Genomic DNA, 23,494 nt, shown 5'->3' on the forward strand with positions numbered 1-23,494 from the left:
CACAAGGAGTTGGGATGGCAGGCTCCCCCACCGCTCGCCGCCGTCGGTTGGCGATCGAGCTCAGGAAGCTCCGCGAGGACCACGGCTTCACCTGCGTTCACGTGGGCAAGGAGCTGGACTGGAGCAGCTCCAAGGTCAATCGCATGGAGACCGGCCAGGGACGGGTTCAGCCGTCCGACGTGGATGCGCTGTGTCGCTTCTACGGGACCTCGGACGATCTCCGCGAACTGCTCAAGTCCTTGGCCAAGGAGTCGAAGACAAAAGGCTGGTGGCACGCACACGGCGATGCCGTCCCCGGATGGTTCTCCGTGTACGTGGGCCTGGAGCAGGCCGCTTCGACTCTCCGCAGCTACCAGGGGGAGTTCATTCCGGGGCTGCTGCAGACTCCCGAGTACGCGACGGAGATGAGCCGCGCTTGGGTCGATCACACCGCAGAGGGCATTGCACGCATGGTCGACGTACGGATGCGACGTCAGCAGTTGCTGACGGGTGACAACGCTCCGGACCTGTGGGTCGTGGTGCATCAGAGCGCGCTCATGCACATCGTCGGAAATCGTCAGGTCATGACGGGCCAGCTCGAACGTATGCTGGAAATTGCGAAGTTGAGGCACGTGACGGTCCAGGTACTGCCCTTCGATGCCGGGGCATATCCCACCACAGGCCCCTTCACCGTCCTCGGCTTCCCGGAACAGGAAGACCCCGACGTGGTGTATCGGGAGGGACTGACCGACTCCGTCTATCTCGAGCATCCCACGGACGTGACCCTCTATACGAAGGCGTTCGACCACCTCAGGGCGCTTGCCCTGAGTCCGCAGCGATCGACACTGCTGATCAAAAGAGTTCTGGAGGATCACTTCTGATGAAGCCGCACCCCACGACCACATGGCGCAGGAGCAGTTACAGCAACGGCATGGGTGGCGAGTGCGTCGAGGTAGCCGCGTCTGCAGAGGACGTGGCCGTACGAGACTCCAAAATCCCACACGGCCCGCGGCTCACCCTCGGCTCAGCCGCCTGGGGGGACTTCGTTGGTGCCCTGCGTCTCGGGCGGATCAGCTAGGAGGCCCCGTCTCAGTCGGCTCACTTACACCGCCCCGCGGGATGTTCAGGCCAGAGCCTCGATGGCTTTCACTATCAGCGCCCGCGCCTCGGTGCCGTACACGGCAAGCTCTGTGAGTCTGGTGAACGCGCGTAGGTAAACGTCCAGTTCGCTGGGGGCCGTTACCGTAACGCGTGCCGCGAGCAGCTCCACATGGATCCGTATGTCGTCGAAGGCCGTGAACTGCTCCAGAGGCCACATGACCTGTTCCCGAGGAGCCTCGGCGGGGATGACCCCGAGCGACATGGACGGCAGAGCCATGGAAGCCAGCAGACTGCCCAGCTGGCCGGCCATCACCTCCGAGTCACCGATGCGGTGGTTGAGGACGTTCTCCTCGACGAGCGTTGCGAAGCGGTGTTCCCCTTCGTAGACGACATGTGAGCGGCGCATGCGGGCTTCGACCGCCTCGCTCACGTCGTCTGGGGTGCCCCGGAAAGCCGCGATGGTACCCATGAGAGCTGTCGCGTAGCCGGGCGTCTGGAGGAAGCCCGGCACGACGCGGGATGCATACACGCGGAACAGGCGGGTGCGTTCGTACAGGGGCGTTGACGCTTCCTGAAGGCGTTTCATCCCCGTGTGTTGGAGCCGTCTCCACTGGACGTACATGGAGTCGGCCTGGCGGTTGGCTGCGACAAGGTCAGCCGCCTGGCCGTCTGCCCCGCAGGCGGCGCACCAGGCTCGTATGTCCGCGTCGGACGGTGCTGTGTGCGCGTTCTCGATCCGGGACGATTTGGCGACGGACCAGCCGCAGCGCTTTGCCAGCTCCTTGCCCGTGATCCCCGCATCCAGGCGCAGCTCCCGCAGACGTTCGGCGAGAGCTGCACGTGCTTCCTGCACGCTGGACATGGGGAAGTGGGGCATGGCCGCCTATTTGATCTCGTACTGGTCGTGCGGGATGGCGCGCTCCCAGATCTTCTCGAAGGCGGCAGAGTACATGTCCACCACTCCGGGGTCGTCCCGCAGCTCCTTGTCCGCCCAGTCTCCATCGCCGGAGAAATGGTGTACCCGAATCAGGCGATCGTCGAAGATCCAGAAATCATTTCCCGGCAGTAGCAGTTCCGTCGCTTCCCGGCGGGGCAGCCACTTCACCCGCTCGCCTGCGGTCACGTTGGAGTGGGTGACGTAGTGCTCCCAGCGAATGTATTCGGTCACCGGCTCGGAGACGACCCTCGCGCGGCGGACGCTCACCCCGCGGGCGACGGCGTCGGCGATCTGCTGATGGAACGGCCGCCACCACGAAGCCCTGTCGTCCCAGTCGGTGCGGTGCCCCTGCTGCCACTCCTCGAAGCGCGGGTTGCTGTAGTAGCTGTCCCGCATCTCGAGGTGGACTGCCGACCGCTCAGCGTCGGCGAGGAGTTCACCGAACTCCGGGATCGAGCTCATCGCACGCCTTCCTGATGATGGGCACCATGCGCTTGGGGATCCTGACGACCGTTTCGGTGGGCGGGATCGGCGCCCTCGCCGGAGACAGTTCGTCGCACCGGGCGGTCGACTCTGCGTCGGCCGTATAGCTCTGGATCAACAGATCCGATGTGTCCGTGTCCACCCACACTGTTGGGCATCCGTCGTCGTCCGTGTCGGGGTCGATCCCGACGAACCGTAAATTCACAGCGGTTGACCTCCCGCGCTATTGCTTACAGCGATTTGCACCACGGTCACGCCTCAGGGCTCCGTCGGTCAAGAGCGCATACCCGTCTCGAACTGCGAGCATCAACTCACCTGTAATCTTGTGCAACTTTGTGGCGGACGCAGGGTTCCGGTTCCTACGGTCGTGCGCATGGACTCACGAAGCCCCTCGGGGGCCTGCGACGCGGGAACGGCCAACTGGTGCAACTGGCACCGTGGCCCGTCCGGGACTGCCAAGGTAGTCCGAGCCGATGAGCGCGTCTCGGGCACGCCGTATCCCCTGCGGGCGTGCGCGCCGTGCCGCGAGCAGCGCGGCCTCGTCGCTGTGCCCGCGGGGCTGGCGTCATGAAGCCGTACACCACCCTGGGTCGTGTATCCCCTGCTCTGAGTCAAGAAGCCCGGCGCAGAGACCCGCTGCACGCTGTGCCCGCACGCCAAGGGCAATCACTTCAACATGTTCTCGCGCACGAAGTGGCCCAACGGCGGGCCGGAGCCACAGTGACCACCGCCACCCGGCCACGCCCCGTGATGACGTTGAAGGTGTACCGGGTGGACGCCGCGACCCGCCGACGGCGGGAGGTCTGGAGGCTCACGGTCCCGACGGGCGACCCCGAGCGGCTCGTGGATTCCCTCGCCTTCCCGCGGTGCTCGTGCCCCCGCTGCAGGGCCGTCCGTTGACCGCGCCCACCGCCGACGCGCGCGTGCTGCCCGCGGCCGGAGAGCTGAGCTGGGAGCAGTACGCGGGACGAGCCTGCGTCTGGTGCGACCAGCCCCTCACGACCGGCGCACGCAGCGTCGGAATATCGCGCGGCCGGCTCGGCGCCCACGTCCTCGACATCGAGGTGTACGCGGGCCCGTGCTGCCCGTAGCCCTCACCTGATGAGCCCCGCCTCGGCCGACGACTCCGGCCAGGAAACCCCGGCCGAGGCGGTGACGGGCACTTGAAGGCCCCGACGTGCACGACGGCGTGAGGGAAGGCCTCGCGCCGAGGACACATCAAGGAACGTTGCATGACTGCTCTCGCGACAGAACAGACCAGCGGCCGCCGACTCCTCGACCCCGAACTCTTCGAACGGCTCGTCACCTTCCTCGAGTTCGAAGAGGACATGGATCGGCCCCAGGCCGAACGCGTGATGGATCAGGCCCTCGCCTTCATCGACATGGCCGGGCACCGCAACGACGTACCGCTGTCCCCGTCACGGAAGGTCGACCCGGGCTGGCACGCGTTCATCCTGCACAGCCGCGAGTACGCCGACTTCTGCCACCGCCGGTTCGGCACGTTCCTGCATCACAACCCGCTGGGGGGCCGGCGCCTGCGCGACGGTATCGCCATCGAGCGCACCGTCCAGGCCATCGAAGAGATGGGCTACGCCGTCGACCACGAACTGTGGGGCACCGCGGCGGAGTGCAACCCGCCGGCCTGCTGCGGCGACGGCGACGGCTGCTGACCCGATCCCCCGCGCGGCCCGTCTCCCCCAGCGGGCCGCGCGTCCTCGCGCGCAGAACGGAACCCGACCATGGCCGCCCTTCTCTCCGCCTGCAGCCGCCTCACCGTCTTCCCACTGGAAGGCCTGACCGTCGCCTACACCACACAGTCCAGCGACTCCCGCAACCTCGGCGACATCGCCATCGTCGGCGTCACCGACCCGGACACCGCCACCGGCGACCACTTGTTGCGACTGGCCGCGAGCATGTACAACAACCCGCCCACCAGCCAGACACAATCCCGGTGGATCCTCACCCAATGCACCCGGGCCCGCGCCGTCAAAGCACCCGCCCACCGCGACCTGCCAGACGCCAAGTGGACTGCCGACCTGAACCGCGAGTTCCACCTCGACGGTCTCTTCGCCAATCACGCCATCCTGCGCACGGGGCGTCTCACCATCGAGTGACGGCTTGAGCAATCCGCCAACCCCGGTCTGCCTACGTCCCCCGTCGCGGACAGGCCGGGGCTACCCCGAGTCCACAGCAGCGGCGAACCCGAAACCCGTTGGGCAGCGATGAAGTGGTGAGGTCTGCTGCGCGGTCGAACAAGACCGACGCGGGGCACTCGGAGGCGTTCCAACAGCGATTGCGCAGGTTGGGTTCGTCGCGGGCCGGCGACGGCGGGGCCCGCAAGGGGGACTCGAGTCGTCCGTTTGGCCCGCATTAGTAGGTTTCGAGCAGAAATGGCCGATCGCGGCAGTTAGCGTCGGGCGCGGCGATCATCAGCGCCGCGGCGATCCCGGAGGTCCATGACGGGGCATCAGTCGCCGAGTCCGTTCGGATCACTCGCATACACCTCGGTGTCGTGCGCTGCAGGAGGTCTTCATGTCGGGTATCGCGGTACTGGGCGCATCGGAGCAGGGGAGTGGGGGGCGAAGTCGCGGGGGCGGAGGTTCGTGGTGGGTGCTGGTGCGGGCCTGGGTGGCGGGAGTGGCGGTCCTGGCCGGCCTGGCCGTCCCGATCACCCTGGCCACACCCGCCGCCGCACAAACCGGAACCTTCGCCTACGTCGCCAACGAAAGCTCGGACACGGTGTCGGTGATCGATACCGCCACCAATACCGTCTCGGCCACTGTCGCCGTGGGCGACGCCCCCCAGGACGTGGCAGTCACTCCGGACGGCTCCCGCGTCTACGTCACCAACTTCAACGATGACACCGTGTCGGTGATCGATACCGCCACCAATACCGTCACGGACACCGTCACTGTCGACGCAGGCCCCATTGGGGTGGCGGTCACTCCGGATGGCTCCCGCGTCTACGTCGCCAACTTCATCACGGGCAGCGTGTCGGTGATCGATACCGCCACCAATACCGTCACCGACACCGTCACCGTCGGCAACGGCCCCCGCGGGGTGGCAGTCACTCCGGACGGCTCCCGCGTCTACGTCACCAACTTCAACGATGACACCGTGTCGGTAATCGATACCGCCACCAATACCGTCACCGACACCGTCACCGTCGGCGACGTCCCCATTGGGCTGGCGGTCACCCCCGACGGCTCCCGCGTCTACGTCGCCAACCTCAACTCGGACACCGTGTCGGTGATCGATACCGCCACCAATACCGTCACCGACACCGTCACCGTCGGCAACGGCCCCTTTGACGTGGCGGTCACCCCGGACGGCTCCCGCGTCTACGTCACCAACTCCCTCGATGCCACCGTGTCGGTGATCGATACCGCCACCAATACCGTCACCGACACCGTCACCGTCGGCAACGGCCCCACCGGGGTAGCGATCACCCCGGACGGCTCCCGCGTCTACGTCGCCAACACCAACGATGACAACGTGTCGGTGATCGATACCGCCACCAATACCGTCATCGACAAGGTCACCGTCGGCGACGGACCCATTGGGGTGGCGATCGGGACCATCGATGCGGAGCGGATCCCGACCAAGCTGACGCTGAAGGCGAAGAAGAAGGACAAGGACCACCCCGAGGGCGGGGACGGTCTCACGCTGACCGCCAAGCTGACCGCCGAGGGCAAGCCCCTGGAAGGCAAGGACATCGACTTCACCAACGCCGTCCTGCTGTGCACCGACACCACCAACGTCCAAGGCAAAGCCACCTGCAAGGTCCCCGGCAAGCAGGACAAGGACACCTGCTACACCGCCTCCTTCGCCGGCGACGACACCTATCTGCCCTCCACCGTCACCCTGTGCAAGAAGCGCGACGACTACAAGCCCGACCTGTCGTCAGTACTGCCCGGCCAGAGCGACATCCGTATCCCGGTGCTGTCGTCCGGGAAGGGGTGAGCGCGCCCGGCCGAGACACGGCGATCTCCCGCCGCCTCTCGCGGTCCGGTGACTGATCCGCCTTGAAGAGCACTCCTGCTCGTGCAACTCCCGCCCAGACCCGTCGCTTCCTCCACCACGTTGTGGCCCTGACCCCGTTCGAGGTCAGGGCCACAACGTCGCCTGGGCTGTGGCGGTTTGATCGGCTGCGCCTGGCACATCGGCCGCCTTCGGTGAACAGGTCCGGAGAAGACCGGCCAGCAGCGACACCGGCAGAACCGCGGCAGGCTCAGTGGCCGGCCACCGCGCCAGACCGCCACCTCCTACGAAGCAGCGGTCAGCTTGGCGTCGTTCCCGTGTCAGCGGAGGACAGGCACCCCACCTGAATCTGCCGATTACTCCGAGTTATTGATAATCAGCGCGTGCCGACCGGCTGTGACGATCGATCGGCTGCGCGCGGGTCAAACTCGCCCTTGGGATCGGACGTGGAGTCCCCAACCGGTCGAAACGAGGAGCGCGCACATGAGTCCTGCCAACAGGACAGGGTCCCGACTGGGGCCGCTGGCTCGTCGGGCCAACTGGACCGCGGGCGGCGCGATCGCCTCACTCGCGCTGGTCCTGGCGGCCGGGCTCGTCAGTCCGGTCGGGGTCGCGGCTCAGAGCATGGGCGAACGCGTGAGCGTGTCGAGCGGCCCGGGCGGAGGAGACGACAAGTGCCTGGACGGGTCGGACCGCGGTGGTAAGGACGAGTGCAAGAGAGGCCCGAAGGGCGCGACCGGTGCGACGGGGCCGACGGGGGCGACGGGTACGGCGGGGGCGACGGGTACGGCGGGGCCAACGGGGGCGACAGGTACGGCGGGGCCTGCCGGGCCCACGGGCGGGCTGGGCGCGACGGGCGCGCAGGGCGTGCCGGGTGACCCGGGTGCGACGGGCGGGCCGGGACCGACGGGCGGGCCGGGACCCAGCGGCCCGACGGGATCGACCGGGGCTACGGGGTCGACCGGGGCTACGGGGTCGACCGGGCCCACGGTCAATGTCGGTGCGAGCATCTTCGCCAGCGAATCTCAGACCATCCCGACCAACGCCGAGACCCCGATCACTTTCAGTGGCGCCGCCTACGACACGGACACGATGTTCAACTCGACGAACTCGACGCTGGAGGTCAACACCGCCGGGCGCTACCTCCTCAAGGGAAGGATTCTCTGGAACTTCACTGCGAATGTCGCGGGGCAGCGTCAACTTCGTATCTCCGTCAACGGCAGTGTCGTCGCCTTTGACGGGCAGGACACCGCGGACGCCCCGGTCGGCATGGGCACCTCGCAGGACGTGTCAACGATTGTTCAGCTGAATGTCGATGACGTGATCTCCCTCAGGGCCTTCCAGACCACCGGAAGTGCCGCCACCTCGAACTGGCTGTTCACAGGAGAGACCAACGTGGCTCCCCAGCTCCAGGCGGAGTGGCTCGCGCCGTAGGCCACGCCCTCGCTCCGACCACATCCCCACACGTCCACCGCAGCCGAGAACCCCTCTCGGAGAAGTCGGGCAGGGGCTCTTCGGCGCGCGGCGCGGAACTGAACCCGGGGCGGCCGGGGCCGGGGCTACTCCATGTACAGGCAGTGGCGAGCCCGAGACCTGTTCGCACGCGAGCCCGGCAAGATCCGAGAGAAAGGCCCTGCCGGCCTGCGGCCAGTGGGCGACAGAGCGGGGGCGGCTGACGCAGCCCGTGGTTCCATGGGGACCATGGCAACCAGGACTGTCGTCGTCGAGCGCGTGATCCGGGCGTCTCCCGAGCGGGTGTGGGAGGCCCTGACCGACCTTGAGGGCACGGAGCGCGTACTCAGCGGCGTGGAGCGGATCGAGGTCCTCACCGAGGGCGGCTTCGGAGTGGGCACACGGTGGCGCGAGACCCGGCGGATGCTGGGCAAGGCAGCCACCGAGGAGTTGTATGTGACCGCCAGCGAGCCCCCCGAGCTTTTTTGGTGGAGGCCGACTCCCAAGGCGCCCACTATGTGTCGGAGTTCGCGCTGGTGACCGCCGGCCCGGAGGCGACGACCGTGCGGATGACATTCTCGGCCGTCCCGCCCGGCGGCTTCATGGGTCTGCTCGCCAAGCTGCTCGGCGGCCTCGGCGTCAAGGCCGTGAGCAGGGCGATCGCGAAGGACCTCGACGATGTCGCCGCCGCGGTGGAAAGCCGCAGCAGCTAGAGATCTCTAAGGGTGCGGCTTACAATGCCGCCCAGTCCTCAGGGCCGCGATGAAGGCGGTCGCCGCCAAGCGGGATCACTTCTTGACGCGCGAAGTCCGATAGAGCTCGGCGGTGAGGTCGGCCAGCTCCGACGGAGACGTGTCCGCGAGTTCGGTGGCGGCCACGGTGCTGTGGTCGGCCCAGACGCAGACCACGCGCGGTGTCCTCGTCACGGTGCCGTCGTACACGTCCTTGAATGTGTACAGGGTCTTCCGGCACTTCATCACGGCGCCCTTGAAGCCCTCCAGGTCGAACGTCCTGGGGCCGCCGACCCACTTCGTGTGGCCGAAGCTGAAAGGGAGCTGCTCGCTCTTCTCGATCGAGCGGAACATGCGGGCGACCGCCTTGTCGGGGTCAGGAATCCGGCCCTGGAGTCCTCTGAAGACCAGGTAGCGGGCACCTTCCGCGTCAACGTCGCCCAGCACGTAGTCGGCGCCCGTGCCAGTCGCTTTCTCGACGATCCTGTTGGCGTCCTTCGGTTCGACACCGATACCCCAGACTTCCGTCTTGGCCGCATAGCAGTCCGCGTCAGAGGGCTGACCCGCGCAGTCCACGATCCCGACATAGGTGTTCCCGTATCTGCGATGCTCCTTGTACTCGCCGACCAACCGCGGCGGGGCAAGCTTGTACCCCCTGGTGTCGGCTCCCTCGGACGCCGCCGTACAGCCCGAGCCCGCGAGCACGAGGAGCGCCCCCACGCCCACCGCGATCAGGGCTGTTTGCAGTCGTCCGGTACGCATGGGCTGTGTTCCTCCATCGTCGGTTCAGGCGGTTCGACCACCGTGAGCCGCAGAAGGTTGCCCCGAGGCACCGGCGTACGTAGAAGCGCAGCGGCCTGTCCGTCTGACGCGGCCGATGGTCCGTCAGCCACCAGTGACCACACCACGGTCGATCTTTCGACGGCCTCATCACCAAGACCGGGCTCGACCTTCAACCGCCGTAACCCCAGCCATCGAAGATCTCTAGAGCCCAGCCCTCGGCTCTCCGGCCTGGGGGAACTTCGTCGCCGCCCCGCGCGAGGGCCGGCTCGGCCAGGGGCACCCAGGTGTACGGCCGGTTGGGGCCTCGCCCTGCCCACCGCCGGCGCGTCTCGAAGCGCGGTGGAAATCTCCTCCGGTTAGTCCCGCAGTTGAGTCGGCGACGCCGCGAGCCCCGTCACGCCATGGCGCACCACGCGGTTTCGGCGGGTCATCGTGCGCTCCCAGTGGCCCGGGCCCAGGTGCCATTCCCGGGAACCGATTTCGAGGGCGACGCCCGCGTCCTGCGGCACGACTGCGGCGGCCGGGGAGTGGTCACGGCCGCCGCAGGTTTTGTGGAGCAGGAGCAGATACGGAATTCGATTACCGATAGACCGTTCCCGCTTTTTATGAAGGACCGGTGAATTCCGCGATACGCACGGATGTCACTGTCGTCACATCGTCAGGACGCCTTCTTGATGAGCTTGCCGTCCGCCGCGATCACGAACCACTCCCCGTCCAGCCCCTGCCCGTTCACGTCCCCCGCCGTCGCGTCGCCCACGTAGTAGTACAGCGGCCAGTCCCCGTAGACCGCCTGTTCCGCGCCCTCGCCGAGCTTCGTCTCCTTCAGCAGGGCGGCGTCGGTCCCCGCGCCCGCCTTCACGTCCTTCGCGGAGGTGAGGGCCGGCCAGACCGCGACGCAGTCGGCGTCGCACTTGCTGGCGCCGGGCTTGTCCTTGGTGAATCCGTACAGCGTACGGCCCGAATCGTCGACGAGGATCTTGCCGAGCGACGAGTCCGCCGCCCTCACGGACACCGTTGCCCCGGGCTTCGCCGCCGGCTTCCCGGCGCCGTCCTTGCCGCCGTCCTTGGAGTCCTCAGCCGAGCCGCCGCAGCCGGCCAGAGCCAGCAGCGCGAGCGATGCCAGCGGTGCGGCGAGCAGAGCTGTCGTACGGGTGCTGCGCATGATTGTTCCCCCGGTGTGGTGTGGTGACGGTTACGTCGAGTGGTACGGCGTCAACTGAACCGGGGTTCAACCGAATTCAAGGAATTTTCCATTGAACGAGCCGACTGCCGGGCGCGTACTTCATCGCGACCGGCCCCGTAAGGAGTCGGCCTCAACGGGAGGATCAAAACAATGCAGAAGCGTCATGTTGCCGTATCCGCCGCCGCAATTGTGCTTGGTGTTGCGGGTGTTACTCCGGCCCTCGCCCATGGCAGTCACGACGGCCATGAAGGCGGGCACAGCGGCGGGATCGACAGTGGGCAGGGATCAACCGCGGGCGGCAACGCCGGCGCCACCTTCAGCAAGGCCTCCAGCGCGCCCGCCGTCACCTTCGCCGCCCAGCTCTCCGGCGCGGGCGAGGTCGCCGTCCCCGGCGGGCCCGCCGTGAACGACCCCGACGGCAAGGCCGTCGCCCTCGTCAAGGTGAAGGGCGACCGCGTCACCTTCGCCCTGCAGTGGAAGGGCTTCGTGCCCAGCCTCGGGCACATCCACGAGGGCGTCGCCGGGAAGAACGGCGCCGTCAAGGTCCCGCTCTTCGGGACCGCGATGCCCGACACGGTTCACTCTGCGGCCGGTCAGGTGGCCATCACCGACGCCAAGCTGGCCAAGAGCATCCGTACCAACCCGTCCGGCTTCTATGTGAACCTGCACAGCACGGAGTTCCCGGGCGGAGCCGTACGGGGGCAGCTGAAGCCCCTCCACAAGAACATCAACCCGCTCAACATCATCAAGGGCGGCAAACTGCGGGCGCTGTCCAACGGCGACCAGGAGGTCCCGAAGAACGACGCGTCCAAGGTGGGCGACCCGGACGGGCACGCGGTGACGTTCCTGCACCCGAAGGGTACGAACGTCGACTACTCCCTCGCCTGGGTCAACATCAAGAGCCCTTCCAAGGGCCACATCCACAAGGGCGCGTTCGGCAAGAACGGCGACGTCGTCTTCGACTTCTTCAACCGGCCCGTGCCGGACGGGATCTTCGCCGTCTCCGGGAAGCTGGCGGGGCAGAACCCCGACGTGGTCAAGCGAGTCCACGCCAACCCGCAGAACTACTACTCCAACATCCACACCGCCGAGTTCCCCGACGGCGCCGTCCGCGGCCAGCTCTTCCGCTGAACATTCGGCCACGGAGGTCGTGGCCGCTGAACGCGTACGGCATGTCGTACGTATTCCACGACACCTCCCCCAGGTGGTTGGGCGCGTGACCGGGCCGGCAGGGACCGGTCACGCGCCCAGCGCTTGTGCCACCGTGTAGATCAGCAGGCCGGCCAGCGCGCCGACCACCGTGCCGTTGATCCGGATGAACTGCAGGTCGCGGCCGATGTTCGCCTCGATCTTGCGCGAGGTGCTCTCCGCGTCCCAGCTCGCAACCGTCTCCGAGATCAGCGAGGTGATCTCTTCGCGGTACGTGGTCACCACGTACACCGCCGCGTCCTCCAGCCACCCGTCCACCTTCCCCTGCAGCCGGCTGTCCGTCGCCAGCCGCGAGCCCAGCGAAAGCAGCGAGGCACGGGCGCGCAGCCGCAGTTCGCTCCGGTCGTCCTCGGCCGCCGAGATGATCATGGTGCGTACGGAGGCCCAGGCCGAGGCGATCACGTCCTGCACCTCCGAGCGCGCCAGCAGATCCGACTTCATACGCTCCACCCGCGCCCGGGTGTCGGTGTCCGACTGGAGGTCGGCCGCGAAGTCCGCCAGGAAGCGGTCGATCGCGCCGCGCGCCGGGTGGGCCGGCATGTCGCGCATCTCGGTGACGAAGCGCAGCAGCTCCTTGTAGACGCGCTCGCCGACCTTCCTGTCCACGAAACGCGGGGTCCAGCCGGGCGCCCCGCCCTCGACCGCGTCCATCACCGAGTCCGAGTGGAGCACCAGCCAGTCGGCCGCGCGGGCGCAGACCAGGTCGACCGCGCGGTGGTGGGCGCCGTCGGCGACGACCTTGTCCAGGGTCTTGCCTATGCCGGGGCCGATCTCCGCGCTGTCCGCGCGGCGCGTGATGGCCTCGCCGACGACGGCCTGAACGTCGGAGTCGCGCAGCACCGTCAGCGCGCCGCGCAGCGCGGTGGACAGCTCGGCGGTGACCCGGTCGGCGTGGGCGGGCTCGGCGAGCCAGGCGCCGAGGCGGGCGCCGATGCCCAGCGCGTGCAGCCTGGCACGTACGACATCGCCGGACAGGAAGTTCTCCCCGACGAACGAGCCGAGGGTGGTACCGAGCTGGTCCTTCTTGGTCGGGATGATCGCGGTGTGCGGGATGGGCAGGCCGAGCGGATGGCGGAAGAGCGCCGTGACGGCGAACCAGTCGGCCAGCGCGCCGACCATGCCCGCCTCCGCGGCGGCCGCGACATAGCCGGTCCAGCCGCCGAGACCGGCGTTCTTCCCCCAGGTGGCGAGGATGAAGATCAGCGCGACGAACACCAGCGCGCCGGTCGCCGTCGTCTTCATTCTGCGGACCCCGCGCTGCTTCTCGGCGTCCGCCTCGGTGAACGCGAAAGAGGGCAGGGGCGGGCGGGCCCGCGGCGCGTGATCGGCGGACCGGGCCCGGGCAGACCGCTCCTTGGCAGACCTGTCCTGGGCAGAACTGTGCTGCGCAGAGCTGTCCTGGGCAGAGCTGTCCTGGGCAGAACTGTGCTGCGCAGAACGGTGCTGCGCAGAACTGTCCTCGGCAGACCGGTCCTCGGCAGACGGGTTCGCCTCAGAGCGGCCGCCCTCTGCCAGCGCCGGCCGTTCCGAACCCGGCTGTTCCGATCCTGGCCGTTCCGGTCCTGGCTGTTCCTGTCCTGGCTGTTCCCGTCCCGGCTGTTCCCGTCCCGTCCCTTCCGGCCCTGTCTGCTCCGGTTCTGTCCGGTCCCGTCCTGTACGTTCCATCGGCTCCACCCGTCCGCGCGCGGCCCCGTACGCAATAGTCCCTACCTCAGGTACTCCCGGGGTGCACATCGAGTTCCCCGGGACGTGTCGGATGATGTGCACATGCATAAGCGCCGCGGGTACGCGACCATCGCTGCCCTCACCACCGTCGTCGTCCTCATCTGCGGCGCGATATACCTCGGAGTCGGAGCCGCGCAGGGCCGCACAGCCGTCCGTACGCCCGCCAACGCGCCCGCGGTCTGGGTCGGCACCTGGTCCGCCGCCCCCGTCATGGCGGCGGCCACCGAACCCGGCACGGCTCGCATCGCCGCCGGCCGCTCCATACGCAATGTCGTCCACACCAGCATCGGCGGCGCCGCCGCCCGAATCACCCTCTCCAACCTCCTCGGCCGCCGTCCGCTCGAGATAGCCCACGTCTCACTCGCCGTACGCGCGGGCCGCGGACCCGCCGCCGTTCCCGCCACCCTGCGCCGCGTGACGTTCCGGGGCGCCGAAGCCGTCACGATCGCGGCCGGCGGACAGTCGGTCAGCGACCCCGTCGTGCTGGAGATCCCGTACGACAGCGATCTGCTGGTCACGGTGCATGCCGCCGACGGGCCCGTCACCATCCACCCCCGCGCGCGCCAGACCTCGTACATCGCGGACGGCGACCGTACGCAGGACGCCGGCGGGGACGCGTACACCGGGCGGACCCGCGCCTGGCACCACCTCACCGCCGTCGACGTACTGACCCGCGACGCGAGCGGCGCGGTGGTCGTCGTAGGCGACTCGATCACCGACGGGGTCACCTCCACCCCTGACGCCAACCGCCGCTGGCCGGACGCCCTCGCCGACCGGCTGGGCCACCGGGGCGCGAGCCACTACGGCGTCCTCAACCAGGGCATCAGCGGCAACCGCCTGCTCGCCGAGGGCCGCGGCCCCAGCACCCTCGCCCGCTTCGACCGCGATGTGCTCGGCCGGTCCGGGGCCAGGACCGTGATCGTCGCGATCGGCATCAACGACCTGCTGCACACCCCGCGCACCCCCACCGCCGACATGATCACGGCCGGGTTCGCCGAACTCGCCCAGCGGGCGCACGCACACGGCCTGCGCGTCATGGGCGCGACGCTGCTGCCCTGTGGCGGACACCGCCGCTGCACGCCCGCCGTCGAGTCCGTACGCGACCAGGTCAACGCGATCGTCCGCGCGGGCGGGGTCTTCGACGCGGTCGTCGACTTCGACCGGGCGCTGCGCGATCCGTACGCACCGAACAGGCTGCGCCCGCGCTACGACTCGGGCGACCATCTCCACCCCAGCGACGCCGGCTACGCCCGGATGGCCAACGCCGTGGACCCGGCGCGCCTTTGACGGCGCCCGCCCGCCGACCCCGGCTCGTCCTCCATGGCCCCCCGGCCCGCCGACGTACGGACGAGGCTCAGACTTACGGACGAGGCTCAGTCGAGCTCCTTGCGGTCGCCCTTCTCCAGCCGGCCCCGCCGCTCCTCCTCGCGCTCGGCCCTGAGCCGCTGCTTCTCCGCCCGGGTGCGCTTGCGCTCCACGTTCACGCCGCCCATCAGCGCGAAGCCGGTGACGATCACGCGCGGGGCCGCCGGGTCCGAGTTGCCCTCGCCCTGTTCGGCAAAGCCGCCCATGAAGCCGATGCCGTTGACCTCGACGTTCAGATCGGGCGGCACGACGATATTGACCCCGCCCATGATCGCGATGCAGCGGATCACCGTCACCCGGTCCTCGAAACGGGCTTCGCGCAGGTCGAGTTCGCCGCCGCCCATCATCGTGAATGAGGTGAACCTACGGGCCACCGTCCAGGTGCCCTTGCGTCCGAAGCCGCCCCAGAAGGCGAAGGCCCACTTCGAGGTGGCAGGCCCGCCGACGCGCTGGGCCCAGCCGCCCGAGCCGGCGGCGACCGCCGGTGACGCCGATACGGTGCCCGCCGCGGGAAGGTCGCTGACCAGTGGCTCCAACTCGCCGTGCGTACGCGCCTCGTAGGCGTCGTCGAGGCGCTGCCCGAACTCCTCCATGTCGAGCCGCCCCTCCGCCACCGCATCGCGCAGCCGCTCGGCCACCCGTTCACGCTCGGCGTCCGATGCGCGCATTTCAGGGAGTTCGCTCGTCATGGTCAGCAGCCTAGTCAAGGCCGCGCCACGCTTACAGCCCCGGTCCGTGGGCCGTGGCCCCGGTCCGTGGGCTACATCCCAGGCCGCTCCGCGTACATTTTCGCGATCACTGCCTCGATGTCCGGTTCCCGCACCGACAGGTCCACCAGCGGGTAGGCGTCGGCCAGCGCGGCCACCAGCGGAGCCGCCGACTGGGAGGCGGGGAAGGCCAGCCACTGGCGGGGGCCCTCGACCTTCACCGTACGAGCGGAGTCGAGGACGATCGGCGGCAGCTCGCACTCCAGGTCCACCACCAGCGTCCGCTCGCTCTCCCCCACCTCATGCAGCCCGGCGAGCGCCCCGTCATACATCAGCCGACCGTGGTCGATGACCATCACGCGCTTGCACAGCTGCTCGATGTCGGTCAGATCGTGCGTCGTGAGCAGCACCGTGGTCGCCCGCTCGGTGTTCAGGTCCCGAAGAAAATCCCTGACCTTCGCCTTGGAGATCACATCGAGCCCGATGGTCGGCTCGTCCAGGTACAGCACCTCGGGGTCGTGCAGCAGTGCCGCCGCGATATCGCCGCGCATCCGCTGGCCGAGCGAGAGCTGGCGCACCGGCACCTCCAACAGCTCAGCCAGGTCGAGGAGTTCGACGCAGCGGTCGAGGTTCTCGCGGAACCGTTTGTCGGGGATCCGGTACATCCGGTGCACCAGGCGGTACGAATCCTTCAGCGGCAGGTCCCACCACAGGGTCGTACGCTGCCCGAAGACCACGCCGATCCGCTTCGCCAGCCTCGTACGCTCCCGGGACGGGTCGATGCCCGCGACCCGCAGCCGCCCGCCGCTCGGGGTCAGAATGCCCGTCAGCATCTTGATGGTGGTGGACTTCCCGGCGCCGTTCGGGCCGATGTAGCCGACCATCTCGCCCCTCGCCACCCGGAAGCTGATCCCGTCGACGGCCCGCACCTGGTGCTTCCCGCGGCGCAGCCGGCCGGTCTTACGTCGCACGTCGAACACCTTCTCGACGTCGTCGAGCTCGATGAAGTCCATGAAGTCCCCCTCGGCGAGGTCCATCCTCAGCTCCCTGTGCTGCGGTACGAACGAAGGCCGACGCGCCAGGCGAGGGCGGCCAGCCAGCAGCAGACCGCGGCGACCACGGGCGGCAGGAAGGCGAGCCACTGCGGCAGGTCCAGCGGGTAGGGCCGCCCCAGCACATACAGCGCGGGCAGCCAGTTGACGAAGGCCAGCGGCACCACGAAGGTCACCCCGCGCACCAGATCCTTCGCGAAGAGCGTCGGCGGGTACTGGAGCAGCGTGTTCCCGCCGTACGTGAAGGAGTTCTGCACCTCGGAGGCGTCCTGCGCCCAGAACTGGAACGCCGCCCCCGCCACGTACAGCGCCGAGAAGATCGCCGCCCCGCTGAGCAGCATCAGCGGCACCAGCATCACCCGCAGCGGCGTCCACTCGATGTCGAGGACGAGCACCCCGTAGCCGAAGACCAGCAGCCCCTGGGTGATCCGGCCCAGCCGGCGCAGCGCGAACTGGTCCGCCGCCACCTGCGCGAGCACCGGCACCGGACGCACCAGCAGCGTGTCCAGCGTGCCGTCACGCACCCGCCGGCCGAGCCGGTTCATCGAGCCCATCACCAGGTCGGCGAGGCCGAAAGCGGTGCCCGACGCCCCGTACAGAAAGGCGATCTCGCCCAGGGTGTAGCCGCCCAGCGCGTCCACGTGCGAGAACATCAGCAGGATGGTGATGAAGTCGAAGGAGGTGACGGCGAAGTTACCCAGGACCGTCATCACGAACGACGCGCGGTAGGCCATCGTGGAGCGGATCCACATCCCGGCGATCAGTCCGTATGCCCGCAGTCCGCTCAAGAGCGCGTCAGCCACCCTGGACCACCACCCTGCGGGTCGCGGCGGTCTGCAGGGCCCGCCCGGCGGCCAGCAGCGCCAGCGCCCAGCCGCCCTGGAAGGCGTACGCCTGGACCAGCCCCCAGCCGGTGCGCTTGCCGAGGAAGACGTCCGCCGGGACCTGGAGCAGCGAGGACCAGGGCAGCGCCCGGGCCACCTCCCCCAGCGTGCCGGGGAAGAGGTTCAGCGGCAGCAGCATCCCGGAGAAGAACAGCCCCGCCAGCCAGCAGATCTGCATCACCCCGGCCCCGTCCATCAGCCAGAACGCGGACAGCGCCACCAGGAACCGGACCGCGAAACTCACCACCACGCCGAGCGCCACCGACACCAGGAAGGCGAGCCAGGTCAGCGGCGAGCTCGGCAGCGCGAGGTCGAAGGCGAGCGCGCCGAGCGCCATCGGCACGATGCCGCGGCCCATGAGGTGAAAGGCCGCCCGCCCCAAGTCGCCCGAAAGCCACCACATTTGGAGGTCGGCGGGCCGGTAGAGGTCGATCGCGATGTCCCCGGTGCGGATCCGCTCCATCAGCTCGTCCTCGAAACCGCCGCCCATCATGGCGCAGGTCATCAGCAGCGCCTGTCCCAGCCACACATAGGTGAGCGCCTGGGAGAGGTCGTACCCACCCAGCTGCGGACGCTCGTCCCACAGGGCCGTATAGGTGTACGCCATGATGAAACCGAAGACGGTGTTGGTGAACACCCCTGCCGCCGTCGCCATCCGGTACGTCGCATAGCGCCGGAACCCACCGGCGGCGACGACCGCGTACAGCCGCACGTCGTTCCCCCTCCGCACGCGGACACCGAAGCGCACGACCTTAGTCCAGCCGGGCGAGCCGCCGCGAGCGCTTTTACGCCTGTCGGGTACGCGGGTTGTCCCACCGAAAAGTGCAGTATGGGCGCATGAGCGACGAGCCACAGCAGCAGGGCTGGAACCCTCGGGACGCGACGGTCGTCGGGCCGCCCGCCGCACTCGAGAAGCGGAGCTTCAAGCGCCCCCGCAGGCGCACCGGCTGGCGTCGCGCCATCCCCACCTGGCGGATGGTGCTCGGTACGTCTGTGATGGCCGCCCTGCTGCTGCTCGGCGGCTTCGTGGCCGGCTACAAGCTCGTCGACATCCCGCCCGCCAACGCCCTGGCCACCGCCCAGTCGAATGTCTATCTCTACGAGGACGGCACCCAGATCGCCCGTGACGGCGAGGTCAACCGGGAGAACATCAATCTCGCGCAGGTACCCCTGCCGGTGCAGCGGGCCGTACTGGCCGCCGAGAACCGGGACTTCTACTCCGCGCGCGCCGTCGACCCCAAGGCCATGGTCCGCGCCGCCTGGAACACCCTCACCGGCAAGGGCAAGCAGTCCGGCTCCACCATCACCCAGCAGTACGTCAAGAACTACTACCTGGGCCAGGAGCAGACCATCAGGCGGAAGTGGAAGGAGTTCTTCATCGCGATCAAGCTGGGCCGCGAGGAGAGCAAGAACGACATCCTGGAGGGCTATCTCAACACCAGCTACTTCGGGCGCAACGCGTACGGCATCCAGGCCGCGGCCCATGCCTACTACGGCGAGGACGTCCAGGACATCGACACCGCGCAGGGCGCGTACCTGGCATCGCTGCTCAACGCCCCCAGCGCCTACGACACCACCACGCACCCGGAGAACAGGGCGGCCGCACTCGGCCGCTGGAAGTACACGCTCGACGGCATGGTCAAGAAGAAGTGGCTCAGCCCCGCCGAGCGAGCGGCCATGAAGTTCCCCGCACCGCAGACGGCGAGGCCTCCGACCGCGCTGTCGGGCCAGCGCGGCTATATCGTCCAGGCCGTCGAGGAGTACCTCACCAGTAACGAGATCATCGACGAGAACACCCTGGCCACCGGCGGCTACCGGATCACCACCACGCTGGAGCGGCACAAGCAGGACGCGCTCGCCGAGGCCGTCGACGACCAGGTGATGTCCAAGCTGGACGGGGCCCGCAAGGCGGACCGCAATGTCCGCGTCGGCGGAGCGTCCATCGACCCGGCCACCAGCAAGGTCGTCGCCATGTACGGCGGCGTCGACTACACCAAGCAGTACGTCAACAACGCGACCCGCCGCGACTACCAAGTCGGCTCCACCTTCAAGCCGTTCGTCTTCACCGCCGCCGTCGAGTACGAGGCGAGCACCCAGGACGACCTGGCCATCACCCCCGACACCCTCTACGACGGCACCAACCGGCGTTCGGTCCAGGGCTGGAGCGGCAATCCGTACGCCCCCGAGAACGAGGACCACTACTCGTACGGCCCAATCACCGTCCGCGACGCCACCGACAACTCCGTCAACTCGGTGTACGCGCAGATGGCCATGGACGTCGGCCCCAGCCGGGTCAAGCAGACCGCGATCGACCTCGGTATCCCCGCGAGCACCCCGGACCTGAACTCCTCCCCCTCCATCGCGCTGGGCCCCGCCACCGCCAGCGTCCTGGACATGACGGAGGCGTACGCGACGCTCGCCAACCACGGCAGGCACGGCACGTACACCATCGTCGAGAAGCTCACCAAGAACGGCGTCGACGTCCGGCTGCCCGAGGAGGACCGCGAGCAGGCCGTCAGCCGGGAGGCCGCCGACACCACCACCGCGGTCCTGCAGAGCGTGGTCGAGGGCGGCACCGGCATCGCGGCCCGGTCGGCGGGCCGTCCCGCCGCGGGCAAGACGGGCACGGCGGAGGAGGACAAGGCGGCCTGGTTCGCGGGCTACACCCCGGAACTGGCGACGGTGATCGCGGTGATGGGCCAGGACCCGGTCACGGGTGTGCAGAAACCGCTGTACGGCGCGCTGGGGCTGCCGCGGATCAACGGCGGCGGGGCGCCGGCGAAGATCTGGGGCCAGTTCACGGACGCCGCGCTGGAGGGCTCAGAGATCGAGGAGTTCGACCTGGAAGTGCAGGAGGGGGCGGAGGACGAGGAATCCTGGGAGGAGTGGTCGGACGAGTGGTCGAACGAGTCGGAGTCGGAGCCGTCGGACGAGTCGGAGTCGTCGGAGTCGTCGGAGTCGTCGGAGTCGTCGGAGTCGTCGGACGAGACGTCAGAGGAGACACCGAGCGAGACGCCGGGCGAGGACGAGGAGGAGACGCACGGGCGCAGCACCGACCGGAGGACGGCCGACGACGGTGAGACGGACGGGGGCACGGACACCGACGGAGACACGTCCGACGAGGACGACAGGTGACACGTCCGACGAGGACGACAGCAAGACCGGGCCAACCCGCCCGCAGTGACGTGAGCGGGCGGGCCGGCGGGCCGGCGAGTCAGTGACCCGAGGTCGCCTTCAGCCCCACCACGGCAACCAGCAGCAGACAGACGAAGAAGATCCGCGCGGCGGTCGCGGGCTCGTTCAGCGCCACCATGCCGACCACCGCCGCACCGGCCGCGCCGATGCCGACCCACACGCCGTACGCCGTTCCGATCGGCAGGGACTTGGCGGCGTGAGAGAGCAGCATCATGCTGGCGACGATCCCCAGTCCGGTGAACACGCTCGGCCACAGCCGGGTGAAGCCGTCGGTGAACTTCATCCCGATCGACCAGCCGACCTCGAGCAGACCGGCGACAACAAGCAGAACCCAGGCCATGACGGCACCTCCGAGACGCGGAACTTCAGCGGGGTGCGTCGTCTTTGCATAACCCGGTACGGCGCGTCTCGTCGGGATCAGTCAACGATAACAAAGTCCTGACCTGCGCCTTTGCGGGGTGGCGTGCGGGCCTGCGCCTTATCCGCGTCGAGGTCACCAGCCGGAGGAGCGCACGCTCGCGCTCGACTGCACCGACCCGGACGGCAGCCACGCGACCTGCCGCAACAGCGAAAGCGCCGAGGTGCGTGTTTACTCCCGGGGCAGGTGCCGTGCCGCAGGTGCTACAGGTACAGCCCGGTGGAGTCCTCGGAGCCCTGGAAACGGTCCGCCGCCACAGCGTGCAGATCGCGCTCCCGCATCAGTACGTACGCCACGCCACGCACCTCGACCTCGGCGCGGTCCTCCGGGTCGTACAGCACCCGGTCACCCGGCTCCACGGTGCGCACGTTCTGCCCGACGGCGACCACCTCGGCCCAGGCCAGACGCCTGCCGACCGCCGCTGTCGCCGGAATGACGATGCCGCCACTGGAACGCCGCTCACCCTCCGGGATGTCGGTCCTCACCAGCACGCGGTCGTGCAGCATCCGGATGGGCAGCTTGTCGTGGTGGGTGTTCTCGCTCACGCCTTGAACCTACCTGCCCGGGGACCTTCCGTCCGACCGAGGGTCACTCCCGGCGCCTTCTCGCGGACACGGCGAGCAGGCCCACGAGCCCCACGGCCACCAGCGCCACCGGAATCAACCGCTCCAGCCGGGGCTCGCCCTTTTCCGACACGAACTGCGCCCTGATGTCGGACACCGAGCGGTTCACCGCGACGAAGGCACGACCCGCGGTGTGGTCCACGGTCGAGACGAGCCTGGCCTTCGCATCACCGATGACCGTCTTCGGGTGCATACGCACCCCGATCTCGTCGAGCGTCTCGGCAAGCTGGTCGCGCCTGCGGACGATGTCCGCCTCGATCTGCGCAGGGGTCCTGGCATCCGACACCGCGCTGCCTCCGTGGTCGTGTCCGGTAGTCCTTCCTCGACAGTCTGTCAGCTCAGCCGCGCCCGCACTCCACGGCACCCCTATTACGCTCGACGGCATACACCCTCACGTACCCCCGAGGAGAACCATGAGCGAGCGACTCCAGCCCGGCGACACGGCCCCGGCCTTCACCCTGCCCGACGCGGACGGCAAAGAGGTCTCGCTCGGCGACCACAAGGGCCGGAAGGTGATCGTCTACTTCTACCCGGCGGCTCTGACGCCCGGCTGCACCAAGCAGGCCTGCGACTTCACGGACAACCTGGACCTGCTGGCGGGCGCGGGCTACGACGTCATCGGCGTATCGCCGGACAAGCCGGAGAAGCTGGCGAAGTTCCGCGAAAAGGAGAGCCTGAAGGTCACGCTGGTCGGAGATCCGTCCAAGGAGACCCTCGCGGCGTACGGGGCGTTCGGCGAGAAGAAGCTGTACGGCAAGACGGTGACCGGTGTCATCCGCTCGACTGTCGTGGTCGACGAGGAGGGCAAGGTCGAGCACGCGCTGTACAACGTGAAGGCGACGGGCCATGTCGCCAAGATCATCAAGGACCTCGGCGTCTGAGGATCCGTGTTCCCGGAAGGGCCCGCACCGGCAGGCGGTGCGGGTCCCTCCGCATTCCGGACGTGACCATGCGATAAACGCTTCGTTACTCAGTGCGAGGCCGCGAACACGCAGCCGGGGACGGAGGGGAATCATGGCGGTCAGGTACACCCGGGAGCTACTCGACGAGGCGGCCCGCGAGACGACGAGCTTCGACGACGCCGTGCGCTGGTGCGGCGGCAACCCGACGCCGGGCAGTAGGCGCTACCTCCGCGCCAAGATGGCAGAGGCAGGCATAGACACGTCGCACTTCACCCCCGCCCGAGTGCGTCACACCGAGGAGACATTACGCGAACTGGTCGCCTGTTCCAGGAGCGTGGCCGAGGTCGTACGTCGATTGGGAATCAATCCCGTAGGCGGCAACCAGGCTCACATCGGGCGTCGGATAGCCGCGTTGCGCATCGACACGTCGCACTTCCTGCGCGCGCCCCGGGGCCGACCGAAGGGGGCCCTGGGGAACAGACTTGTCCTGGGTTCGCCGGCCGACGGCAGGATTCCCGGCGAACGCCTGCGCCGCGAACTGCTCGGGGCCGGGATCGAGGAGTCGTGCGCGATATGTGGCACCGGCACGGAGTGGAACGGCAAACCGCTCCGGCTCGAAGTCGACCACCGCAACGGCGACTGGTGGGACAACCGCCCGTCGAACCTCCGGCTGCTCTGCCCCAACTGCCATGCGGTCACGGACACTTACCGTGGTCGCAATCGGAGGGGTGCGGCATGAGCAATCGCCACAAGTACCCCCGTGACTTGCTGGTCCGGACTGCCG

At 68.5% G+C, this 23,494-nt stretch carries 23 protein-coding genes, 2 pseudogenes and 1 riboswitch; of the genes and pseudogenes, 13 read left to right on the top strand and 12 right to left on the bottom strand.

Going from position 1 to position 23,494, the window contains the following annotated elements:
* Positions 1-14: 14 nt before the first annotated feature.
* Together J7E87_RS09335 and J7E87_RS09340 are read left to right on the top strand one after the other, a co-directional pair.
* Complete coding sequence (locus tag J7E87_RS09335) at positions 15-860, top strand: helix-turn-helix transcriptional regulator (RefSeq protein WP_215091974.1); 846 nt, start codon at positions 15-17, stop codon at positions 858-860.
* Positions 860-1,057 carry a DUF397 domain-containing protein gene (locus J7E87_RS09340; RefSeq protein WP_215091975.1) on the top strand — a complete coding sequence of 66 codons (198 nt, stop codon included), beginning with the start codon at positions 860-862 and terminating at the stop codon, positions 1,055-1,057. Before J7E87_RS09335 ends, J7E87_RS09340 begins: the two co-directional genes overlap by 1 nt.
* A 45-nt stretch (positions 1,058-1,102) precedes the next feature.
* Here the strand turns inward: J7E87_RS09340 and J7E87_RS09345 are convergent, their stop codons facing one another.
* Together J7E87_RS09345 and J7E87_RS09350 are read right to left on the bottom strand one after the other, a co-directional pair.
* Positions 1,103-1,957 carry a helix-turn-helix transcriptional regulator gene (locus tag J7E87_RS09345; RefSeq protein WP_215091977.1) on the bottom strand — a complete coding sequence of 285 codons (855 nt, stop codon included), beginning with the start codon at positions 1,955-1,957 and terminating at the stop codon, positions 1,103-1,105.
* 6 nt (positions 1,958-1,963) lie between these two features.
* A complete protein-coding gene (locus tag J7E87_RS09350) occupies positions 1,964-2,479 on the bottom strand; it encodes a DUF6879 family protein (protein ID WP_215091979.1) in 516 nt (171 codons plus the stop codon).
* A gap of 887 nt (positions 2,480-3,366) precedes the next feature.
* Here J7E87_RS09350 and J7E87_RS09355 point away from each other — a divergent pair.
* The 6 genes and pseudogenes from J7E87_RS09355 to J7E87_RS09380 all read left to right on the top strand — a co-directional run bounded on the left by J7E87_RS09355 (position 3,367) and on the right by J7E87_RS09380 (position 8,646).
* Positions 3,367-3,591, top strand: a complete 225-nt coding sequence (locus J7E87_RS09355) for a hypothetical protein (protein WP_215092163.1) — start codon at positions 3,367-3,369, stop codon at positions 3,589-3,591.
* Between the two features lie 141 nt (positions 3,592-3,732).
* Complete coding sequence (locus J7E87_RS09360; protein ID WP_251017197.1) at positions 3,733-4,170, top strand: hypothetical protein; 438 nt, start codon at positions 3,733-3,735, stop codon at positions 4,168-4,170.
* Positions 4,171-4,239: 69 nt separating this feature from the next.
* Positions 4,240-4,614 (top strand): hypothetical protein, encoded by a 375-nt coding sequence (locus J7E87_RS09365; RefSeq protein ID WP_215091981.1) that lies wholly within the window; start codon positions 4,240-4,242, stop codon positions 4,612-4,614.
* 418 nt (positions 4,615-5,032) lie between these two features.
* On the top strand, positions 5,033-6,463 hold the full coding sequence (locus tag J7E87_RS09370; RefSeq protein ID WP_215091983.1) for a beta-propeller fold lactonase family protein: 1,431 nt from the start codon (positions 5,033-5,035) through the stop codon (positions 6,461-6,463).
* 501 nt (positions 6,464-6,964) lie between these two features.
* Positions 6,965-7,915, top strand: a complete 951-nt coding sequence (locus J7E87_RS09375; RefSeq protein WP_215091985.1) for a hypothetical protein — start codon at positions 6,965-6,967, stop codon at positions 7,913-7,915.
* Positions 7,916-8,182: 267 nt separating this feature from the next.
* A pseudogene (locus tag J7E87_RS09380) lies at positions 8,183-8,646 on the top strand (SRPBCC family protein).
* A gap of 75 nt (positions 8,647-8,721) precedes the next feature.
* Here the strand turns inward: J7E87_RS09380 and J7E87_RS09385 are convergent.
* On the bottom strand, positions 8,722-9,426 hold the full coding sequence (locus tag J7E87_RS09385) for a hypothetical protein (protein ID WP_215091987.1): 705 nt from the start codon (positions 9,424-9,426) through the stop codon (positions 8,722-8,724).
* A 679-nt stretch (positions 9,427-10,105) separates the two neighbouring features.
* Positions 10,106-10,609, bottom strand: a complete 504-nt coding sequence (locus J7E87_RS09390; protein ID WP_215091989.1) for a hypothetical protein — start codon at positions 10,607-10,609, stop codon at positions 10,106-10,108.
* 171 nt (positions 10,610-10,780) lie between these two features.
* On the opposite strand from J7E87_RS09390, the gene J7E87_RS09395 reads away from it, so the two are divergent.
* Positions 10,781-11,761 carry a CHRD domain-containing protein gene (locus J7E87_RS09395; RefSeq protein ID WP_215091991.1) on the top strand — a complete coding sequence of 327 codons (981 nt, stop codon included), beginning with the start codon at positions 10,781-10,783 and terminating at the stop codon, positions 11,759-11,761.
* A gap of 108 nt (positions 11,762-11,869) precedes the next feature.
* Here the strand turns inward: J7E87_RS09395 and J7E87_RS09400 are convergent.
* Positions 11,870-13,141, bottom strand: a pseudogene (locus J7E87_RS09400) (DUF445 domain-containing protein); the annotation flags it as partial.
* 465 nt (positions 13,142-13,606) lie between these two features.
* Here J7E87_RS09400 and J7E87_RS09405 point away from each other — a divergent pair.
* On the top strand, positions 13,607-14,851 hold the full coding sequence (locus J7E87_RS09405; RefSeq protein ID WP_215091993.1) for an SGNH/GDSL hydrolase family protein: 1,245 nt from the start codon (positions 13,607-13,609) through the stop codon (positions 14,849-14,851).
* Between the two features lie 86 nt (positions 14,852-14,937).
* Here J7E87_RS09405 and J7E87_RS09410 read toward each other — a convergent pair whose 3' ends face one another.
* The 4 genes from J7E87_RS09410 to J7E87_RS09425 all read right to left on the bottom strand — a co-directional run bounded on the left by J7E87_RS09410 (position 14,938) and on the right by J7E87_RS09425 (position 18,284).
* Positions 14,938-15,618, bottom strand: coding sequence for a DUF1707 domain-containing protein (locus tag J7E87_RS09410; protein WP_215091995.1), 681 nt, complete (start codon positions 15,616-15,618; stop codon positions 14,938-14,940).
* Between the two features lie 71 nt (positions 15,619-15,689).
* Positions 15,690-16,673: an ATP-binding cassette domain-containing protein gene (locus J7E87_RS09415; protein WP_251017199.1), complete on the bottom strand. Its 984-nt coding sequence runs from the start codon at positions 16,671-16,673 to the stop codon at positions 15,690-15,692.
* Between the two features lie 2 nt (positions 16,674-16,675).
* On the bottom strand, positions 16,676-17,491 hold the full coding sequence (locus tag J7E87_RS09420) for an ABC transporter permease (RefSeq protein ID WP_308312886.1): 816 nt from the start codon (positions 17,489-17,491) through the stop codon (positions 16,676-16,678).
* The gene (locus J7E87_RS09425; RefSeq protein WP_215091997.1) at positions 17,484-18,284 is read right to left on the bottom strand and encodes an ABC-2 family transporter protein; all 801 of its coding nucleotides are present in this window, start codon (positions 18,282-18,284) and stop codon (positions 17,484-17,486) included. The genes J7E87_RS09420 and J7E87_RS09425 overlap by 8 nt, the downstream gene beginning before the upstream one ends.
* Before the next feature lie 125 nt (positions 18,285-18,409).
* On the opposite strand from J7E87_RS09425, the gene J7E87_RS09430 reads away from it, so the two are divergent.
* The gene (locus J7E87_RS09430) at positions 18,410-20,707 is read left to right on the top strand and encodes a transglycosylase domain-containing protein (RefSeq protein WP_215091999.1); all 2,298 of its coding nucleotides are present in this window, start codon (positions 18,410-18,412) and stop codon (positions 20,705-20,707) included.
* 79 nt (positions 20,708-20,786) lie between these two features.
* Here the strand turns inward: J7E87_RS09430 and J7E87_RS09435 are convergent, their stop codons facing one another.
* The 3 genes from J7E87_RS09435 to J7E87_RS09445 all read right to left on the bottom strand — a co-directional run bounded on the left by J7E87_RS09435 (position 20,787) and on the right by J7E87_RS09445 (position 22,094).
* On the bottom strand, positions 20,787-21,107 hold the full coding sequence (locus tag J7E87_RS09435; RefSeq protein ID WP_215092001.1) for a multidrug efflux SMR transporter: 321 nt from the start codon (positions 21,105-21,107) through the stop codon (positions 20,787-20,789).
* A gap of 32 nt (positions 21,108-21,139) precedes the next feature.
* Positions 21,140-21,204, bottom strand: a riboswitch (guanidine-III (ykkC-III) riboswitch).
* Between the two features lie 184 nt (positions 21,205-21,388).
* Positions 21,389-21,730, bottom strand: a complete 342-nt coding sequence (locus J7E87_RS09440; RefSeq protein WP_215092003.1) for a co-chaperone GroES — start codon at positions 21,728-21,730, stop codon at positions 21,389-21,391.
* A gap of 43 nt (positions 21,731-21,773) precedes the next feature.
* Entirely contained in the window at positions 21,774-22,094 is a 321-nt protein-coding gene (locus tag J7E87_RS09445) for a DUF3618 domain-containing protein (RefSeq protein WP_215092006.1), read from the bottom strand.
* Between the two features lie 127 nt (positions 22,095-22,221).
* Here J7E87_RS09445 and bcp point away from each other — a divergent pair, with 127 nt between their 5' ends.
* Positions 22,222-22,689, top strand: a complete 468-nt coding sequence (bcp, locus tag J7E87_RS09450) for a thioredoxin-dependent thiol peroxidase (protein WP_215092009.1) — start codon at positions 22,222-22,224, stop codon at positions 22,687-22,689.
* Positions 22,690-22,822: 133 nt separating this feature from the next.
* The gene (locus J7E87_RS09455; RefSeq protein WP_215092011.1) at positions 22,823-23,449 is read left to right on the top strand and encodes an HNH endonuclease; all 627 of its coding nucleotides are present in this window, start codon (positions 22,823-22,825) and stop codon (positions 23,447-23,449) included.
* Positions 23,450-23,494: the final 45 nt, after the last annotated feature.

It is taken from the genome of Streptomyces sp. ISL-1 (assembly GCF_018614585.1).
Lineage (GTDB): Bacteria > Actinomycetota > Actinomycetes > Streptomycetales > Streptomycetaceae > Streptomyces > Streptomyces maoxianensis.

Excerpts from the sequence above, each read along its gene's own strand:
- J7E87_RS09335 (WP_215091974.1), top strand. The coding sequence starts at position 15 with ATGGCAGGCTCCCCCACCGCTCGCCGCCGTCGGTTGGCGATCGAGCTC.
- J7E87_RS09340 (WP_215091975.1), top strand. The coding sequence starts at position 860 with ATGAAGCCGCACCCCACGACCACATGGCGCAGGAGCAGTTACAGCAAC.
- J7E87_RS09345 (WP_215091977.1), bottom strand. The coding sequence starts at position 1,957 with ATGCCCCACTTCCCCATGTCCAGCGTGCAGGAAGCACGTGCAGCTCTC.
- J7E87_RS09350 (WP_215091979.1), bottom strand. The coding sequence starts at position 2,479 with ATGAGCTCGATCCCGGAGTTCGGTGAACTCCTCGCCGACGCTGAGCGG.
- J7E87_RS09360 (WP_251017197.1), top strand. The coding sequence starts at position 3,733 with ATGACTGCTCTCGCGACAGAACAGACCAGCGGCCGCCGACTCCTCGAC.
- J7E87_RS09365 (WP_215091981.1), top strand. The coding sequence starts at position 4,240 with ATGGCCGCCCTTCTCTCCGCCTGCAGCCGCCTCACCGTCTTCCCACTG.
- J7E87_RS09370 (WP_215091983.1), top strand. The coding sequence starts at position 5,033 with ATGTCGGGTATCGCGGTACTGGGCGCATCGGAGCAGGGGAGTGGGGGG.
- J7E87_RS09375 (WP_215091985.1), top strand. The coding sequence starts at position 6,965 with ATGAGTCCTGCCAACAGGACAGGGTCCCGACTGGGGCCGCTGGCTCGT.
- J7E87_RS09385 (WP_215091987.1), bottom strand. The coding sequence starts at position 9,426 with ATGCGTACCGGACGACTGCAAACAGCCCTGATCGCGGTGGGCGTGGGG.
- J7E87_RS09390 (WP_215091989.1), bottom strand. The coding sequence starts at position 10,609 with ATGCGCAGCACCCGTACGACAGCTCTGCTCGCCGCACCGCTGGCATCG.
- J7E87_RS09395 (WP_215091991.1), top strand. The coding sequence starts at position 10,781 with ATGCAGAAGCGTCATGTTGCCGTATCCGCCGCCGCAATTGTGCTTGGT.
- J7E87_RS09405 (WP_215091993.1), top strand. The coding sequence starts at position 13,607 with ATGCATAAGCGCCGCGGGTACGCGACCATCGCTGCCCTCACCACCGTC.
- J7E87_RS09410 (WP_215091995.1), bottom strand. The coding sequence starts at position 15,618 with ATGACGAGCGAACTCCCTGAAATGCGCGCATCGGACGCCGAGCGTGAA.
- J7E87_RS09415 (WP_251017199.1), bottom strand. The coding sequence starts at position 16,673 with ATGGACCTCGCCGAGGGGGACTTCATGGACTTCATCGAGCTCGACGAC.
- J7E87_RS09430 (WP_215091999.1), top strand. The coding sequence starts at position 18,410 with ATGAGCGACGAGCCACAGCAGCAGGGCTGGAACCCTCGGGACGCGACG.
- J7E87_RS09435 (WP_215092001.1), bottom strand. The coding sequence starts at position 21,107 with ATGGCCTGGGTTCTGCTTGTTGTCGCCGGTCTGCTCGAGGTCGGCTGG.
- bcp (WP_215092009.1), top strand. The coding sequence starts at position 22,222 with ATGAGCGAGCGACTCCAGCCCGGCGACACGGCCCCGGCCTTCACCCTG.
- J7E87_RS09455 (WP_215092011.1), top strand. The coding sequence starts at position 22,823 with ATGGCGGTCAGGTACACCCGGGAGCTACTCGACGAGGCGGCCCGCGAG.